Origin of the sequence: Pseudomonas sp. TE3-3-F2023 (genome assembly GCF_036784815.1) — a bacterium.
Taxonomy (GTDB): Bacteria; Pseudomonadota; Gammaproteobacteria; order Pseudomonadales; family Pseudomonadaceae; genus Aquipseudomonas; species Aquipseudomonas pudica.
The window spans coordinates 5,256,800-5,273,749 of the sequence record NZ_CP145113.1 but is presented as its reverse complement, the minus strand read 5'-3'; the positions used below and the strand labels follow the sequence as shown (position 1 = coordinate 5,273,749).

Annotated in this window: 9 protein-coding genes, 2 tRNA genes and 3 rRNA genes; 10 read left to right on the top strand and 4 right to left on the bottom strand. The window is 59.1% G+C overall.

What is annotated here, in order from left to right; all coding sequences use genetic code 11:
• Nucleotides 1–5 precede the first annotated feature (5 nt).
• Nucleotides 6–875: an HlyD family secretion protein gene (locus tag V3314_RS24160; RefSeq protein ID WP_085601530.1), complete on the top strand. Its 870-nt coding sequence runs from the start codon at nucleotides 6–8 to the stop codon at nucleotides 873–875.
• A gap of 142 nt (nucleotides 876–1,017) precedes the next feature.
• Here the strand turns inward: V3314_RS24160 and V3314_RS24155 are convergent, their stop codons facing one another.
• Entirely contained in the window at nucleotides 1,018–1,776 is a 759-nt protein-coding gene (locus tag V3314_RS24155) for an SDR family oxidoreductase (RefSeq protein ID WP_046614710.1), read from the bottom strand.
• 111 nt (nucleotides 1,777–1,887) lie between these two features.
• Between V3314_RS24155 and V3314_RS24150 the strand changes: the two genes are divergently transcribed.
• Nucleotides 1,888–2,796 carry a LysR family transcriptional regulator gene (locus V3314_RS24150; RefSeq protein WP_108481881.1) on the top strand — a complete coding sequence of 303 codons (909 nt, stop codon included), beginning with the start codon at nucleotides 1,888–1,890 and terminating at the stop codon, nucleotides 2,794–2,796.
• Nucleotides 2,797–2,919: 123 nt separating this feature from the next.
• Nucleotides 2,920–3,255, top strand: coding sequence for a DUF2025 family protein (locus tag V3314_RS24145; RefSeq protein WP_085601528.1), 336 nt, complete (start codon nucleotides 2,920–2,922; stop codon nucleotides 3,253–3,255).
• 179 nt (nucleotides 3,256–3,434) lie between these two features.
• Here V3314_RS24145 and V3314_RS24140 read toward each other — a convergent pair whose 3' ends face one another.
• Complete coding sequence (locus tag V3314_RS24140) at nucleotides 3,435–6,020, bottom strand: EAL domain-containing protein (RefSeq protein ID WP_338459731.1); 2,586 nt, start codon at nucleotides 6,018–6,020, stop codon at nucleotides 3,435–3,437.
• A 51-nt stretch (nucleotides 6,021–6,071) separates the two neighbouring features.
• The gene (locus V3314_RS24135; RefSeq protein WP_196188578.1) at nucleotides 6,072–7,145 is read right to left on the bottom strand and encodes a diguanylate cyclase; all 1,074 of its coding nucleotides are present in this window, start codon (nucleotides 7,143–7,145) and stop codon (nucleotides 6,072–6,074) included.
• A 130-nt stretch (nucleotides 7,146–7,275) separates the two neighbouring features.
• Between V3314_RS24135 and V3314_RS24130 the strand changes: the two genes are divergently transcribed.
• Nucleotides 7,276–8,367: an MBL fold metallo-hydrolase gene (locus V3314_RS24130; protein WP_135001618.1), complete on the top strand. Its 1,092-nt coding sequence runs from the start codon at nucleotides 7,276–7,278 to the stop codon at nucleotides 8,365–8,367.
• A gap of 3 nt (nucleotides 8,368–8,370) precedes the next feature.
• On the opposite strand, the gene V3314_RS24125 is transcribed toward V3314_RS24130, so the two are convergent.
• On the bottom strand, nucleotides 8,371–9,267 hold the full coding sequence (locus tag V3314_RS24125; protein WP_196188568.1) for a formate/nitrite transporter family protein: 897 nt from the start codon (nucleotides 9,265–9,267) through the stop codon (nucleotides 8,371–8,373).
• A gap of 459 nt (nucleotides 9,268–9,726) precedes the next feature.
• Here V3314_RS24125 and V3314_RS24120 point away from each other — a divergent pair.
• The 6 genes from V3314_RS24120 to V3314_RS24095 all read left to right on the top strand — a co-directional run bounded on the left by V3314_RS24120 (nucleotide 9,727) and on the right by V3314_RS24095 (nucleotide 16,868).
• Nucleotides 9,727–11,263, top strand: a 16S ribosomal RNA gene (locus V3314_RS24120).
• A gap of 77 nt (nucleotides 11,264–11,340) precedes the next feature.
• A tRNA-Ile gene (locus tag V3314_RS24115) sits at nucleotides 11,341–11,417 on the top strand.
• Between the two features lie 6 nt (nucleotides 11,418–11,423).
• A tRNA-Ala gene (locus tag V3314_RS24110) sits at nucleotides 11,424–11,499 on the top strand.
• A 238-nt stretch (nucleotides 11,500–11,737) separates the two neighbouring features.
• Nucleotides 11,738–14,629, top strand: a 23S ribosomal RNA gene (locus tag V3314_RS24105).
• Between the two features lie 131 nt (nucleotides 14,630–14,760).
• Nucleotides 14,761–14,876, top strand: a 5S ribosomal RNA gene (rrf, locus tag V3314_RS24100).
• The 16S, 23S and 5S rRNA genes sit together here with 2 tRNA genes alongside, the layout of an rRNA operon.
• Before the next feature lie 348 nt (nucleotides 14,877–15,224).
• A complete protein-coding gene (locus V3314_RS24095) occupies nucleotides 15,225–16,868 on the top strand; it encodes an acetolactate synthase large subunit (protein WP_338459730.1) in 1,644 nt (547 codons plus the stop codon).
• Nucleotides 16,869–16,950 lie beyond the last annotated feature (82 nt).

Below are 16,950 nucleotides of genomic sequence, written 5' to 3'. Positions count from 1 at the left end.
TTTCGATGCGTGCGGCCGTACGTACCCTGATCACCTTGTGTGTGGTAGCCCTTGCCGTGTTTGCCGGCTATCAGTTATGGCAGTACTACATGCTCACCCCCTGGACCCGCGATGCCCGTGTGCGTGCGGATGTGGTGGTGATCGCTCCTGATGTATCCGGCTGGGTGCGCGAGCTGAAAGTCCGTGACAACCAGCAGGTCAAGGCTGGCGACCTGCTGATGAGCATCGACCGCGAACGCTTCCAGGCTGCCTTCGACCAGGCCAGCGCAGTGACCGAGACACGTACCCAACAACTGCGCCTGCGCGAGCGTGAAGCAGCCCGGCGTACTGCCCTGGGGCCGGAGGCGATCAGTGCCGAATTGCGGGAAAACGCCCAGATCAATGCGGCCATCGCCCGCGGTGAGTTGCACGAGGCCGAGGCACAATTGCAGGTTGCCAAAATCAACCTGGCGCGCAGTGAGGTGCGTGCACCGCGTAGCGGGCACATCACCAACCTGCGCCTGGCCGAGGGCAACTATGTGAACACCGGGGAGTCGGTGATGGCCCTGGTGGACGATTCAACCTTCTATATCCAGGCCTATTTCGAGGAAACCAAGCTGCCGCGCATTCGCGTGGGGGATGCGGTAAAGGTTTGGCTGATGGGCGCGGGCGAGCCGATGCAAGGGCATGTGGAGAGCATCAGCCGTGGTATCACCGACCGCAACAGCAACCCGGACAGCCAGTTGCTGCCGGAGGTTGAGCCGACCTTCAACTGGGTGCGCCTGGCGCAGCGGATACCGGTGAGGATTCGCCTGGACCAGGTGCCGGAGGGGGTGACCCTGAGTGCGGGAATGACGGCCAGTGTGCAGGTGCATGAGGAGCAGAATCGGCCGTGAGGGCCAAGGGGGCTGCTGGGCAGCCCATCGCGACACAAGGCCGCTCCTACAGGCGATCGCGTATTCCCCGTGCGATTGCGTATTCTTTTAGGAGCGGCCTTGCGTCGCGATGGGCCGCAAAGCGGCCCCGGAAAAACTGACCTCAGAGGAACATCCCGCCTGAAACCTCCAGCCGTTGCCCGTTGATCCAGCCATTGCCATCTTCCAGCAACAGCGCAATCGCTGCTCCGATATCATCCGGCAAGCCCACCCGCCCCAGCGCCGTGTTGCCGGCAATGTATTCATTCACCTGGCGGTTGTCGCGCACCACGCCACCGCCAAAATCAGTCTCGATCGCGCCCGGCGCCAGAATGTTCACGCGGATGCCACGCGCCCCCAGTTCCTTGGCCTGGTAGCGGGTCAGCACCTCCATCGCTCCCTTCATCGAGGCATAGGCGGCGTACCCCGGCAGCGCAAAGCGCGCCAGGCCGGTGGAAATGTTGACGATGCGGCCATTGTCGACCAGCAGCGGCAGCAGGCGCTGTGTGAGGAAGAACGGCCCTTTCAGCTGGATATTCAGCAACTGGTCGAACTGCGCCTCGCTGGTTTCGGTGTATGGCACGTTCAAGCCGATCCCGGCATTGTTCACCAGAAAGTCGAAACGCTCGCGACCGAAGTGTTGCTGCAATGTTGCTCCAAGGCGTTCGGCGAAGGCGGCAAAGCTGGCGCTGTCGCTGACGTCCAGTTGCAGCATGGCGGCCTTGACCCCGGCCTGCTCCAGCCGCGCGGCCACGGCCTGGGCTTCCTCGGCCTTGCTGTGGTAGGTGCCGATGACATCGATACCGCGTGCGGCCAGGTGTTCGGCAGTGTTGCGGCCCAGGCCGCGGCTGGCGCCAGTGATCAGGGCAATCTTGCGAGTCATGGTGAAAACCTCATGGTGGGCTGATGAGTACAGGCTATTGGTCGTGGTTGTGCTGTTAAATCCAGCAAATATGGAAATACTGTTCGGTAAAACCGGATAGACGAGGTTCAAGTGAACAAGCTGGAGTTGTTGCGCACCTTTGTGCGTGTCAGTGAGGTCAGCAGTTTCACCTTGGCTGCCGAGAGCCTGGGGCTGCCCCGTTCGACCGTGTCGGAGCAGGTCAGGGCGCTGGAGCGTTTGCTGGGTACGCAGTTGTTCAACCGCACCACCCGCCGGGTGCAGGCAACCCAGGATGGCGCCTTGCTTTACGAGCGCAGCAAGAACCTGCTGTCGGGGATGGATGAGATCGAGAGCCTGTTTTGCGCCGACGATGCCGAGCTTGCCGGGCGCCTGCGGGTCGACCTGCCGACCATGATGGCCCGCCGGGTCATCATCCCGGCGCTGCCGCAGTTTCTACAGCGTTTCCCGCGTTTGGAGGTGGAGCTCAGTTGCACCGATCGCCAGGTCGACCTGCTGCGTGAAGGCTTCGATTGTGTGATGCGCATTGGTGCCCTGCATGACATGGACGTGGTGGCGCGCCCGGTCGGGCAACTGAGCATGCGCAACTGTGCCAGCCCAGCCTACCTTGCCCGCCATGGCGTGCCGCGCACCCTGCAGGACCTGGCCGAGCACCATCTGGTGCATTACGTGCGTACCCTGGGGGGGCGCAGTACCGGTTTCGAATACCTGCAGGACGGTGAACTGCACTTCCAGGCCATGGCCGGTGTGGTCACGGTCAACAATGCCGAGGCTTACTCGGCGGCCTGCCTGGCAGGGCTGGGGCTGATCCAGGTGCCAGCTGTGGGCGTGGCCGAACACCTGCAGCGCGGTGAGCTGGTTTCGGTACTGGAAGGCTGGCAGGCCCCGGCCATGCCCGTGTCACTGCTGTATGCCCGGCAACGACACGTGCCACGTAGGGTGCAGGCGTTCATGCAGTGGTTGGGCGAGGTGCTGCATTCGCAGGTTGACGGTGGCCGCTGATCGATGAAAAGCGTGGCGCCTGTGCCACGGCTTGCGTTAGGCTGCCGGTCACGAGTTGCCCGGCAGAGGCAACCTCTCCCCGCCTGGCGTGCGTATCTTCCGATTGAATTGCGAGGTTACGTCATGGCCATCACTTCCCAGGACATCTGCAACGCAGCCGACCAGCTCAAGGGCTTTGTCGGTTTTCATGGCAAGCGCGGTGCGCATATCGTGCGTTTTTCCGAAGATTCGTTCGGCATGGATGTGGCCGATGCCAGCATCACGCCCTGCTGCGAGTTTGTCTGGCGGCCCGAGCAAGGGCAGCGCATGGCCCTGTGCCGCGAACGGCTGGCGCTGTTGCTGGAGCAGCATGTGGATGACCGTTTGAACATCGGTGAACCGCTGCGCACCTACCTGCGCCGGCGCGACCTGCCGGAAATCGTGGCAGAGCGCAGTTTGCAGCGGAAGTCCGCTCTGTAATAGCGGAGTAACTGCCTCGCTCGAATACCGAAAACCTGGACGATCACTGTGGGAGCGGGCTCACCCGCGAACACCGGCGAAGCCGGTGCCATATACCGCGTCGCATTCTTCGCGGGTGAACCCGCTCCCACAGGGGGTGTGCAAGTATCAAACCTGGACAAGACGGTTACCTCCACGCGCTACAGGGAGGGTGTCGAACGCTGAGATGCCTGCTGCAGCAACGCCTCGAGCGCCGCACTGTCCAGCGGCCTGCTCAGGTAATAGCCCTGCACTTCATGACAACGGTCCTTCTGCAGTGCCCTGAGCTGCTGCTCGCTTTCCACCCCTTCGGCAGTCACCGTCAGCCCCATCGCTTCGCCCAGGTTGATGATGGCCTGGACCACGGCGCGGTCGCTGCCGGCGGTGTTGTTCAGCCCGCCGATGAAGCGTTTGTCGATCTTTATGCTGTCGAACGGGTAGGTGCGCAGGTAGCCCAGCGACGAGTAGCCGGTGCCGAAGTCGTCCATGTTAAGGCGTACGCCCAGCTCCTTGAGCGACAGCATGGTGCCCAGCGCGCCTTCGATGTCGTTGAGCATCACGTTCTCGGTAATTTCCAGCTCCAGGCGCTGAGCAGGGAAGGCGGTTTCCAGCAGGATCTCGCGTACATCGGCCACCACATCGCTACGCAGGAACTGCGCCGGTGACAGGTTCACGGAAATCAGTACATCGGCAGGCCAGTCATGGGCAGTGCGGCAGGCTTCGCGCAGCACCCAGCGGCCCAGCGCAACAATGATGTCACTCTGTTCGGCCAACGGAATGAAGGTGTCCGGCCCCAGCAACCCCTCCTGCGGATGCTGCCAGCGCAGCAAAGCCTCGACCGCGACGATGCGCAGGTCGCTGAGGCGGTAGCGCGGCTGGTAGTGCAGCTCGAACTCCTGGTTGCGCAGGGCCCGCCGCATGTCGTTCTCCAGTTGGCGGCGGTACTGGATCTGCTGGTTCATTTCGGTAGCGAAATAACGCCAGGTGTTCTTGCCATCGGCCTTGGCCTGGTACAGGGCGATATCAGCGCAGCGGATCAGCTCACCGGCATCGAAGCCCTGGGTACGGGTCTGGGCGACACCGATGCTGGCGCCGACGTGCAGCGGCTGGTTGTCGAAGATGATCGGTTGCTGCAGCAGGGCGATCAGGCGGGCACAGAAACGGTCGATCTCACTGCGGTTGTCCATGCCGCCGAGCACCAGGAGGAATTCGTCGCCGCCCAGGCGCGCGACCAGGTCGCCATCGCGGGTGCTGTCGCGCAGGCGGGTCGCTACCTCCTGCAGCACGGCGTCGCCGGCGGTATGGCCAAGGGAGTCGTTGATAGGCTTGAAATTGTCCAGGTCCAGCAGCAGCAAGGTCAGTGGCGGTGAATCACTGCCGCGCAACAGGGCTTGCTCGAGATGCCGGGCGAGCTTGTTACGGTTGGCCAGCCCGGTCAGCGGGTCGTGCAGCGAAAGGTGCTGGATGCGCGCATGAGCGTCGACTTCATCGGTGATGTCGCTGGCGGTGCCGCGAAATCCCACAGGCTTGCCGTCGTACCAGATGGCACGGGCCGAAATCCGGCAGTAGCGGCTCTGGCCATTCTGGTCGCGGTAGGTGCAGCGCAAGTTGGCCAGTTGTTGCGGATCGGCCACGGCCAGGGCATCCAGCCACGGCGAGAGCGGCGTGGTATCGCAGGCCAGCAACTGATTGAGCGGGTGGCCGAGCCAGTCGTCCACCGAGTAGCCAGTGACGTTGACAAAGCGTTGCGAAAGGTAGGTCAGGCGTTGTTGTCGATCGGTTTCCCAGATCCAGTCGGAGGCCGACTCGGCCACCGCGCGAAAACGTTGTTCACTGGCCTCCAGGGCCTGGTTGCTCTGCTGCAGATCGGCGAGCGTGAGGTCTATCGCCCGCGAACTGCGCAAGGCATGGCGGAACAGGTACAGCATGACCAGGCCGAGTATCAGCAAGGCACCCGCCAGCGGCGGCAACACTGCCCGCAGCAGCTGATGCCCCGGCAGCGGGCTGCTCCAGGACAAGTGGTAGCCGGTATCGCCGAGGTCGATGCGCAGGTGGCCGTGCTCCCCCGCATCATCGTTTTCCACATGCATGCCGGTCAGGCCGGCATTGCTGCTCAACAGCGCCAGTTTTTCCTCGGTGAGCTGGTCGACGAACAGCATCACCGGTGCCTGGCGCACCTCGCTATCGGTCACATCCCGGTCCGGGCGTACCGCCGCGGCACTGAGCACTGCCGGCCAGCCGTTGAACAGGACGAATTGGGTGATCTGTTCACGGGTGATGGCCGCCGCCCGGGCCTGGTCGATGATTGGCTGCAGCGCTGCATCAATATAAATACCGGCCGCCGCCTGGGTAGGCTTGCCTTTGAACAAGCCGTAGGTGGTACGTGCGTCCTCCACCACGAACACGCCTTCATAGCCGCTGGCGCTGTACAGCGACTCGCCCACGTTCTTTTCTTCATAGGCCCATTTCCAGTCGGCCTGGCCCGCCAGGTGTTCGAAGGCGGCATCCCACACGGCGTAGCTGGACAGGAACTGGCGCGAGGCTAGCAGCCGTTGCTCCAGCGCCTTGTTTGCCTGAGAGGCACTGCGCTGGCGCTCCTGATGGTCAAGAGTACCTGCGATATTGAACAGGGCGCCGAGGATGACCAGGCAGGCCAGGCCGAAAATTGCGCTGAAACCGGCGATCAGTCGACGCACCTGGAAGCGCGGTGCAGGGCTGGCGGGTGGGAGGTTGGCGGTCCTGGCCATGCGCGAGCGGCTCCTTCAGGCAGCCTCCCGCCAGTCAGTCAGGAAGGAGGTTCAATCAGGATAGGCCAGCCTGAGCGCCGCAGCGTCGCTGCGGGCAAAATTGACCTGGTCGCGCCCCGCATGCTTGGCAGTGTAAAGCGCCTTGTCCGCCTGTTCGAGCCAGTGCTCGGGTGACTCCAGGTCGGCCTCGAATGCCGAAAGGCCGATACTCAGGCTGATGCGCAGGTGCGGCAATTGCGGGTTGCGGTAGTTGGCGACCCGCTCGCGCAGGCGCTCCATGGCCTGGCAGGCCTGGGCTTCGCTTGTATCTGGCAGGATCACGCAGAATTCGTCACCGCCGTAGCGACCGGCCTGGTCGCCTTCGCGCAGATTGTGCCGCACCTCGGCGCCGAGCTGGCGCAGCACACAATCGCCGACCACGTGGCCGAAGGTGTCGTTGATGGTCTTGAAGTGGTCGATGTCGATCAGGGCAATCACCGCGTGCTCGTGTTGCTGCTGGCAAGCCTGGAACTTCAGCAGCAGCAGGTCCTTCCAGGCGCCGTGGTTGAGCAGGCCGGTCAGGCTGTCGGTGAGGCTCAGGGCGCTCAGCCGGCGCTTGTGGTCGGCCAGCTTGATCGCCAACTTGTAGCAGACCCAGCCCAGCGCCAGCGGGTATAGGGTCAGCATCGGCAGGCAGGCATAGACCTGCAGTGGCGTCGCGTTCAGTTGCAGCCCGGGGCCCAGCAGCAGGATGGCGACGAGCATGCCCGCCAGCTGGGCCAGCACCCCGCGAACGACCAAGCGTTTGCCGCCGGCGGCGACGTTGTTCATGGTCATCATCGACAGCACTGTCACGCTGGGCAATGGATTGAAATGCATGGCGGCGGTCCAGAACCCACCCATCAGGGAGTCCAGTACCAGGTTGCGCTGTTCTGCCTGATAGGGCCCGGCCGAACGGGTGGCCCACAGGTAGGCCACATGCGGCCACAACAAGCCGTTGAACAGTAGCAGCAGCCATGCCCATGTGGGCGGTGACAGCGGCGCAATGGCGGCCATGACGCTGAACAGGCCGATCCCCAGGCCGATGGCACGCGGCAGGTAGATGCGTTTGGCGAATGAAAGTCCTTTGCCGCTGCGTTTATCCATATTGGTCATCGTTCTTCTGCTGAAGCACCGTTTATCGCATAACTCGCATGAATATTGTTGAACAGTGTTTCATCAACGAAAAATGACCTTACAAGCCAATTCACGGTTGATCCGATCACTGTGAGGTAGCATGAACGCTTTCCTGTTGCTAGGAGTGTTGCTGATGGTCCCTTTGGCCAACTTTGCCGGCGAGCCGGCGCCCCAGCGGGAAGGGCGTTTTCACAATCAGGCGTCATTGCCACCGGATGGCGTATTGAAGAAGCTGCGCATCGGGCTCAAGTACCTGTTCCTGCGCAAGCCGCCGGAGACCCGGCCGACCACACCGGTCAGCCTCCAGCCCATGACCCGCCAGCAGGTGCTTGACGCACCTGACCGCAGCCTGTGGCGCCTTGGCCATTCCACGGTATTGCTCAAGTTGCGCGGGCGCTTCTTTATTACCGACCCGGTGTTCGCCGAGCGTGCCTCGCCGGTGCAGTGGGCCGGCCCACTGCGCTTCCATGCGCCGCCCCTGGCGCTGGACCAGTTGCCGCCGTTGGCTGCGGTGGTACTGTCCCATGATCACTTCGATCATCTGGACGAACAGGCGATTCGCCAACTGTCACCGCGCACGAGTGTGTTCCTGGCCCCGCTGGGCGTAGGCAACCTGCTGATGAGCTGGGGCGTAGCTCCGGCAAAGGTGCGGCAGCTGGATTGGTGGCAGGAAAGCGAGGTCGAGGGCGTGCGCTTTGTCGCCACCCCCGCCCAGCACTTTTCCGGGCGTGGGCTGCTGGACAGCAACCGGACCTTGTGGGCGTCTTGGGTGATCGTCGACGAGGATGTGCGGGTATTCTTCAGTGGTGATACCGGCTACTTCGATGGGTTCAAGCAGATTGGCGAGCGATTCGGGCCGTTCGACCTGACCCTGATCGAGACCGGGGCCTACAATGTCGCCTGGCCCGATGTGCACATGCAGCCGGAGCAGAGCCTGCAGGCTCATCTGGATCTACGCGGGCGCTGGCTGTTGCCGATTCACAATGGCACCTTCGACCTGTCCATCCACGGCTGGCAGGAGCCCTTCGAGCGCATCCTGGCGCTGGCCAACCAGGCACAGGTGCGCCTGAGCACACCGCAGATGGGAGAGCGCGTCAGTCTTGATTCTCCGCACGCCGGGCAGAACTGGTGGCAGCCGCGGCCTGTGCGTCCGCGCGGCCAGGCGAACGAGCGCGTGGTAGCGGCACGCTGAAGTTCATTTGTTGCCGTTGTTGCGGCGCGGGGAGGGTAGCTGGTCCTCTTTCAGTAGCCGTGAGGGCGGTTTGCCGCTGTCGCTGCGCACCTGTGCATGGCTGATCAAGCCGAAGATGAAGCTGCCGCCGATGATGTTGCCCGCCAGTGTCGGCAGGGCGAACTCGAGCCAGAAGCTGCTCCAGGTTTCATCGCCGGCCCAGACCAGATAGGACACCTCGACCGAGCCGACCACGATATGGGTGAAGTCTCCCAGGGCCATCAGGTAGGTGATCATCAGGATGATCCAGATCTTGGCGTGTTCCATCGACGGGATCATCCAGACCATGGTGGCGATCATCCACCCCGATACGATGCCTTTGGCGAACATCTGGCTGATATCGTTCTTCATGACCTTGCGGCCTACCTCCAGGAAGGCCACGTCGGTCTTGCTGTCGAAGATCGGCAGTTCCAGCATTACCCAGGCCACCAGCAAGGTGCCGGCGAGGTTGCCAAGCAGTACAACGCTCCAAAGGCGAAGCAGGCGCCCGAAGTTGGCCAGGGTAGGGGCAGTCATTACCGGCAACACGGCGGTCAGGGTGTTTTCGGTGAACAGCTGCTGACGCGCCAGTATCACTGCAAGGAAGCCTGCGCTATAGCCGATGCTGGCGACCACCTGAGCGCTGTCCCCCTCCGGCAGGCGGGCGTAGAACAGGCCCATGGCCATGAGCGACAGCCCCATGGACAAGCCCGCGGCGAGTGCCGACCACCATAGTGCGGCGAGTGTACGTTCCAGCTCCTGATCGCCTTGGTAACGAATGATCTCGTGCAGTACTGCCGCTCGGGGCGGCTGACTGAGGCTGACTTCCTGCTCCTCGTCCGCCGACAGGCCCGGGGTTTTCTCGCTTTGCGCATCGCTCATGGCCGCTACGCTCCATTGGGTGGGGTTTCTCTACAGATTCGCGGCGCTTTCATTAGTTGCCGACGGAAGTAAAACGTTGGCAGAAAGTTTTTTCAGATCAAGGTGTTGACTCTGATCTCAAAGCGCGTATTATTCGCCTCCTCGCAGCGTTGAACGCTTCGAGACAAGCGGTAAGTTATTGAGGTTTAAGGGTTTCGAAAGAAACCGGTTGTAAAAAACTTCAAAATAAACGCTTGACAGCAAATGAGGAAAGCGTAGAATGCGCGCCTCGGTTGAGACCAAACGCTCTTAACCAAACGCTCTTTAACAAATCGAATCAAGCAATTCGTGTGGGTGCTTGTGAGTACGGACTGATAGCCACAAAGATTATCAGCATCACAAGTGGCCATGCGAGAAATCACATAGTCATTTGAGATTGCTGAGCCAAGTTTAGGGTTTCTTAAAAACCCAAGCAGTATTGAACTGAAGAGTTTGATCATGGCTCAGATTGAACGCTGGCGGCAGGCCTAACACATGCAAGTCGAGCGGATGACGGGAGCTTGCTCCTTGATTCAGCGGCGGACGGGTGAGTAATGCCTAGGAATCTGCCTGGTAGTGGGGGACAACGTTTCGAAAGGAACGCTAATACCGCATACGTCCTACGGGAGAAAGCAGGGGACCTTCGGGCCTTGCGCTATCAGATGAGCCTAGGTCGGATTAGCTAGTTGGTGGGGTAATGGCTCACCAAGGCGACGATCCGTAACTGGTCTGAGAGGATGATCAGTCACACTGGAACTGAGACACGGTCCAGACTCCTACGGGAGGCAGCAGTGGGGAATATTGGACAATGGGCGAAAGCCTGATCCAGCCATGCCGCGTGTGTGAAGAAGGTCTTCGGATTGTAAAGCACTTTAAGTTGGGAGGAAGGGCAGTAAGCTAATACCTTGCTGTTTTGACGTTACCGACAGAATAAGCACCGGCTAACTCTGTGCCAGCAGCCGCGGTAATACAGAGGGTGCAAGCGTTAATCGGAATTACTGGGCGTAAAGCGCGCGTAGGTGGTTCGTTAAGTTGGATGTGAAAGCCCCGGGCTCAACCTGGGAACTGCATCCAAAACTGGCGAGCTAGAGTACGGTAGAGGGTGGTGGAATTTCCTGTGTAGCGGTGAAATGCGTAGATATAGGAAGGAACACCAGTGGCGAAGGCGACCACCTGGACTGATACTGACACTGAGGTGCGAAAGCGTGGGGAGCAAACAGGATTAGATACCCTGGTAGTCCACGCCGTAAACGATGTCAACTAGCCGTTGGAATCCTTGAGATTTTAGTGGCGCAGCTAACGCATTAAGTTGACCGCCTGGGGAGTACGGCCGCAAGGTTAAAACTCAAATGAATTGACGGGGGCCCGCACAAGCGGTGGAGCATGTGGTTTAATTCGAAGCAACGCGAAGAACCTTACCAGGCCTTGACATGCAGAGAACTTTCCAGAGATGGATTGGTGCCTTCGGGAGCTCTGACACAGGTGCTGCATGGCTGTCGTCAGCTCGTGTCGTGAGATGTTGGGTTAAGTCCCGTAACGAGCGCAACCCTTGTCCTTAGTTACCAGCACGTTATGGTGGGCACTCTAAGGAGACTGCCGGTGACAAACCGGAGGAAGGTGGGGATGACGTCAAGTCATCATGGCCCTTACGGCCTGGGCTACACACGTGCTACAATGGTCGGTACAGAGGGTTGCCAAGCCGCGAGGTGGAGCTAATCTCACAAAACCGATCGTAGTCCGGATCGCAGTCTGCAACTCGACTGCGTGAAGTCGGAATCGCTAGTAATCGCGAATCAGAATGTCGCGGTGAATACGTTCCCGGGCCTTGTACACACCGCCCGTCACACCATGGGAGTGGGTTGCACCAGAAGTAGCTAGTCTAACCTTCGGGGGGACGGTTACCACGGTGTGATTCATGACTGGGGTGAAGTCGTAACAAGGTAGCCGTAGGGGAACCTGCGGCTGGATCACCTCCTTAATCGACGACATCAGCCTGCTGATGAGCTCCCACACGAATTGCTTGATTCATGGTTGAAGACGATCAAGACCCTATATAGGTCTGTAGCTCAGTTGGTTAGAGCGCACCCCTGATAAGGGTGAGGTCGGCAGTTCAAATCTGCCCAGACCTACCAATATGCGGGGCCATAGCTCAGCTGGGAGAGCGCCTGCCTTGCACGCAGGAGGTCAGCGGTTCGATCCCGCTTGGCTCCACCACTTTTGTTGTACTGCTTGATCAAACTCAGAAATGAGCATTCGCTTCGAATGTTGATTTCTGACTTTTGTCAGATCGTTCTTTAAAAATTCGGATATGTGATAGATATAGACTGATGACCAGTTTCACTGCTGGTTAATCAGGCTAAGGTAAAATTTGTGAGTTCTGCTCGAAAGAGCAACATGCGAATTTTCGGCGAATGTCGTCTTCACAGTATAACCAGATTGCTTGGGGTTATATGGTCAAGTGAAGAAGCGCATACGGTGGATGCCTTGGCAGTCAGAGGCGATGAAAGACGTGGTAGCCTGCGATAAGCTTTGGGGAGTCGGCAAACAGACTGTGATCCAGAGATCTCTGAATGGGGGAACCCACTCAGCACAAGCTGAGTATCTTGTACTGAATACATAGGTGCAAGAGGCGAACCAGGGGAACTGAAACATCTAAGTACCCTGAGGAAAAGAAATCAACCGAGATTCCCTTAGTAGTGGCGAGCGAACGGGGACCAGCCCTTAAGTTGATTTGAGATTAGTGGAACGCTCTGGAAAGTGCGGCCATAGTGGGTGATAGCCCCGTACACGAAAATCTCTTGTCAATGAAATCGAGTAGGACGGAGCACGAGAAACTTTGTCTGAATATGGGGGGACCATCCTCCAAGGCTAAATACTACTGACTGACCGATAGTGAACCAGTACCGTGAGGGAAAGGCGAAAAGAACCCCGGAGAGGGGAGTGAAATAGAACCTGAAACCGTATGCGTACAAGCAGTGGGAGCCTACTTTGTTAGGTGACTGCGTACCTTTTGTATAATGGGTCAGCGACTTATATTCAGTGGCGAGCTTAACCGAATAGGGGAGGCGTAGCGAAAGCGAGTCTTAATAGGGCGTTTAGTCGCTGGGTATAGACCCGAAACCGGGCGATCTATCCATGGGCAGGTTGAAGGTTAGGTAACACTGACTGGAGGACCGAACCGACTACCGTTGAAAAGTTAGCGGATGACCTGTGGATCGGAGTGAAAGGCTAATCAAGCTCGGAGATAGCTGGTTCTCCTCGAAAGCTATTTAGGTAGCGCCTCATGTATCACTCCAGGGGGTAGAGCACTGTTTCGGCTAGGGGGTCATCCCGACTTACCAAACCGATGCAAACTCCGAATACCTGGAAGTGCCGAGCATGGGAGACACACGGCGGGTGCTAACGTCCGTCGTGAAAAGGGAAACAACCCAGACCGTCAGCTAAGGTCCCAAAGTCATGGTTAAGTGGGAAACGATGTGGGAAGGCTTAGACAGCTAGGAGGTTGGCTTAGAAGCAGCCACCCTTTAAAGAAAGCGTAATAGCTCACTAGTCGAGTCGGCCTGCGCGGAAGATGTAACGGGGCTCAAACCATGCACCGAAGCTACGGGTGTCATCTTTGATGACGCGGTAGAGGAGCGTTCTGTAAGCCTGTGAAGGTGAGTTGAGAAGCTTGCTGGAGGTATCAGAAGTGCGAATGCTGACATGAGTAACGACAATGCGAGTGAAAAACTCGCACGCCGAAAGACCAAGGTTTCCTGCGCAACGTTAATCGACGCAGGGTTAGTCGGTCCCTAAGGCGAGGCTGAAAAGCGTAGTCGATGGAAAACAGGTTAATATTCCTGTACTTCCAGTTATTGCGATGGAGGGACGGAGAAGGTTAGGCCAGCCTGGCGTTGGTTGTCCAGGTTTAAGGTGGTAGGCTGAAATCTTAGGCAAATCCGGGATTTCAAGGCCGAGAGCTGATGACGAGTTGCCTTTAGGCGACGAAGTGGTTGATACCATGCTTCCAAGAAAAGCTCCTAAGCTTCAGATAACTGGGAACCGTACCCCAAACCGACACAGGTGGTTAGGTAGAGAATACCAAGGCGCTTGAGAGAACTCGGGTGAAGGAACTAGGCAAAATGGCACCGTAACTTCGGGAGAAGGTGCGCCGGCGAGGGTGAAGGACTTGCTCCGTAAGCCCATGCCGGTCGAAGATACCAGGCCGCTGCGACTGTTTATTAAAAACACAGCACTCTGCAAACACGAAAGTGGACGTATAGGGTGTGACGCCTGCCCGGTGCCGGAAGGTTAATTGATGGGGTTAGCGCAAGCGAAGCTCTTGATCGAAGCCCCGGTAAACGGCGGCCGTAACTATAACGGTCCTAAGGTAGCGAAATTCCTTGTCGGGTAAGTTCCGACCTGCACGAATGGCGTAACGATGGCGGCGCTGTCTCCACCCGAGACTCAGTGAAATTGAAATCGCTGTGAAGATGCAGTGTATCCGCGGCTAGACGGAAAGACCCCGTGAACCTTTACTATAGCTTTGCACTGGACTTTGAATTTGCTTGTGTAGGATAGGTGGGAGGCTTTGAAGTGGGGACGCCAGTTCTCATGGAGCCATCCTTGAAATACCACCCTGGCAACTTTGAGGTTCTAACTCAGGTCCGTTATCCGGATCGAGGACAGTGTATGGTGGGTAGTTTGACTGGGGCGGTCTCCTCCCAAAGAGTAACGGAGGAGTACGAAGGTGCGCTCAGACCGGTCGGAAATCGGTCGTAGAGTATAAAGGCAAAAGCGCGCTTGACTGCGAGACAAACACGTCGAGCAGGTACGAAAGTAGGTCTTAGTGATCCGGTGGTTCTGTATGGAAGGGCCATCGCTCAACGGATAAAAGGTACTCCGGGGATAACAGGCTGATACCGCCCAAGAGTTCATATCGACGGCGGTGTTTGGCACCTCGATGTCGGCTCATCACATCCTGGGGCTGAAGCCGGTCCCAAGGGTATGGCTGTTCGCCATTTAAAGTGGTACGCGAGCTGGGTTTAGAACGTCGTGAGACAGTTCGGTCCCTATCTGCCGTGGACGTTTGAGATTTGAGAGGGGCTGCTCCTAGTACGAGAGGACCGGAGTGGACGAACCTCTGGTGTTCCGGTTGTCACGCCAGTGGCATTGCCGGGTAGCTATGTTCGGAAGAGATAACCGCTGAAAGCATCTAAGCGGGAAACTTGCCTCAAGATGAGATCTCACTGGGATCTTGAATCCCCTGAAGGGCCGTCGAAGACTACGACGTTGATAGGTTGGGTGTGTAAGCGCTGTGAGGCGTTGAGCTAACCAATACTAATTGCCCGTGAGGCTTGACCATATAACACCCAAGCAATTTGCTAGCGCAGATTGCGGTGGTGAAGACGAAAGAACCGAAAGTTCGCAACATCACAAATATCGCATATCCGGATTCGCTGGGCTGTCCATCTGGACATTCTGGCAACAGAATTTCTTGACGACCATAGAGCATTGGAACCACCTGATCCCATCCCGAACTCAGTAGTGAAACGATGCATCGCCGATGGTAGTGTGGGGTTTCCCCATGTGAGAGTAGGTCATCGTCAAGATTCATTTCGCAAAACCCCTATCTGCACATGCAGGTAGGGGTTTTGTCTTTCTGGCCTACCAATCCCAGGCCTGCACCCCCCTCTGTGGGAGCGGGTTCACCCGCGAACACCGGCAAAGCCGGTGCCATCCACCACTTCGCCCGTTTTGCGCACCAGTCCGCTCCCAGCCCGACCGCAAAATACCCAGGCTGCGACAATATTCCTGTCACATTCACGTGACTTTCCCGTATCTACCCTACGTCAAGACTTTGGTTCGGGGCACTCCTGGCCCCGTGCTGAGCGATGCCAGCGTACCGTGCTGCGCATTTCCGGACTTCCACCGTCCCATCACTTGAGGTAGCAAGCAAGATGGCCAAGGCCGCCGATGTCGTTGTGCAATGCCTGGAAAACGAAGGTGTCGAGTATGTGTTCGGCATTCCCGGTGAGGAAAACCTCGACCTGCTCGAATCCCTGCGCAAGTCGAAGATCAAGCTGGTGCTGACCCGTCACGAGCAGTCCGCAGGTTTCATGGCCTCCACCTATGGCCGCCTGACCGGCAAGACCGGCGTCAGCCTGTCGACCCTCGGCCCTGGCGCCACCAACCTGGTCACCGCCAGCGCCTACGCCTACCTGGGCGGCATGCCGATGATGATGATCACCGGCCAGAAGCCTATCAAGAAGTCCAAGCAGGGCCGTTTCCAGATCATCGACGTGTGCGGCATGATGGACCCCATCACCAAGTACACCCACCAGTTCGCTTCCGCCGACAACATCCCAGCCCGTATGCGCGAAGCCTTCCGTCTGGCCGAAGAAGAGAAGCCGGGTGCGGTCCACCTGGAGCTGCCGGAAGACATCGCTGCCGAGCAGACCGAAAGCCTGCCGATTCCGCCTAGCCTGAGCCGTCGCCCGCTGGCCGAGCACAAGGCCATCGAAGCCGCCGTGGAAAAACTGCAGAAAGCCCGCAACCCGATCCTGGTGATCGGCGCCGGCGCCAACCGCAAGATGACCGCCAAGGTCCTCAAGCAACTGATCGACAAGACCGGCATTCCGTTCATCACCACCCAGATGGGCAAAGGTGTGGTCGACGAGCGTCACCCACGCTTCCTGGGCAACGCCGCACTGTCGTCGGGTGACTTCGTGCACCGCGCCGTCGAAGCCGCCGACCTGATCGTCAACATCGGCCACGACGTGATCGAAAAGCCGCCGTTCTTCATGGTCCGTGGCGGCACCGAGGTCATCCACATCAACTTCCGCTCTGCCGAAGTCGATGCCGTGTACTTCCCGCAGGTGGAAGTGATCGGCGACATCGCCAACGCCGTATGGCAGATCAGCGAAGCGCTGACCGACACCACGCACTGGGACTTCACCCGCCTGATGGCGATCCGTGAAGCCAACGAAGCGCAGATCGCCGAAGGTGCCGATGACGACCGTTTCCCGGTCTACCCGCAGCGCATGGTCGCCGACATCCGTCGCGTGCTGCCGTCCGAAGGCATCGTTGCCCTGGACAACGGCATCTACAAGATCTGGTTCGCCCGCAACTACAAGGCGCACAAGCCGAACACCGTGCTGCTGGACAACGCCTTGGCGACCATGGGCGCCGGCTTGCCATCGGCCATGGCCGCGCACCTGGTGCACCCGGACCGCCCGGTAATTTCGGTTTGTGGCGACGGCGGTTTCATGATGAACAGCCAGGAGCTGGAAACCGCGGTACGCCTGGGCATGCACATCACCGTGGTGATCCTGCGTGACGACGGCTACGGCATGATCCGCTGGAAGCAGGCGAACATGGGCTTCACCGATTTCGGCCTGGACTACGGCAACCCGGACTTCGTCAAATACGCCGAAGCCTATGGTGCCAACGGCCACCGCGTGGAAAGCGCAGAAGGCCTGCTGCCGCTGCTCGAGCACTGCATCAAGACCCCAGGCGTGCACGTGATCGACTGCCCGGTCGATTACAGCGAAAACGACCGCATCCTCAACAGCGAGCTGCGTGAGCGCGCGCTGGCGGTGTAAAGCGTAACAGTCCAGTTGATGCCTATCCGGCGGTCACCGGTATTTCCCGATCCGGTGGCTGTCGGCTGATGGCAATAACCCC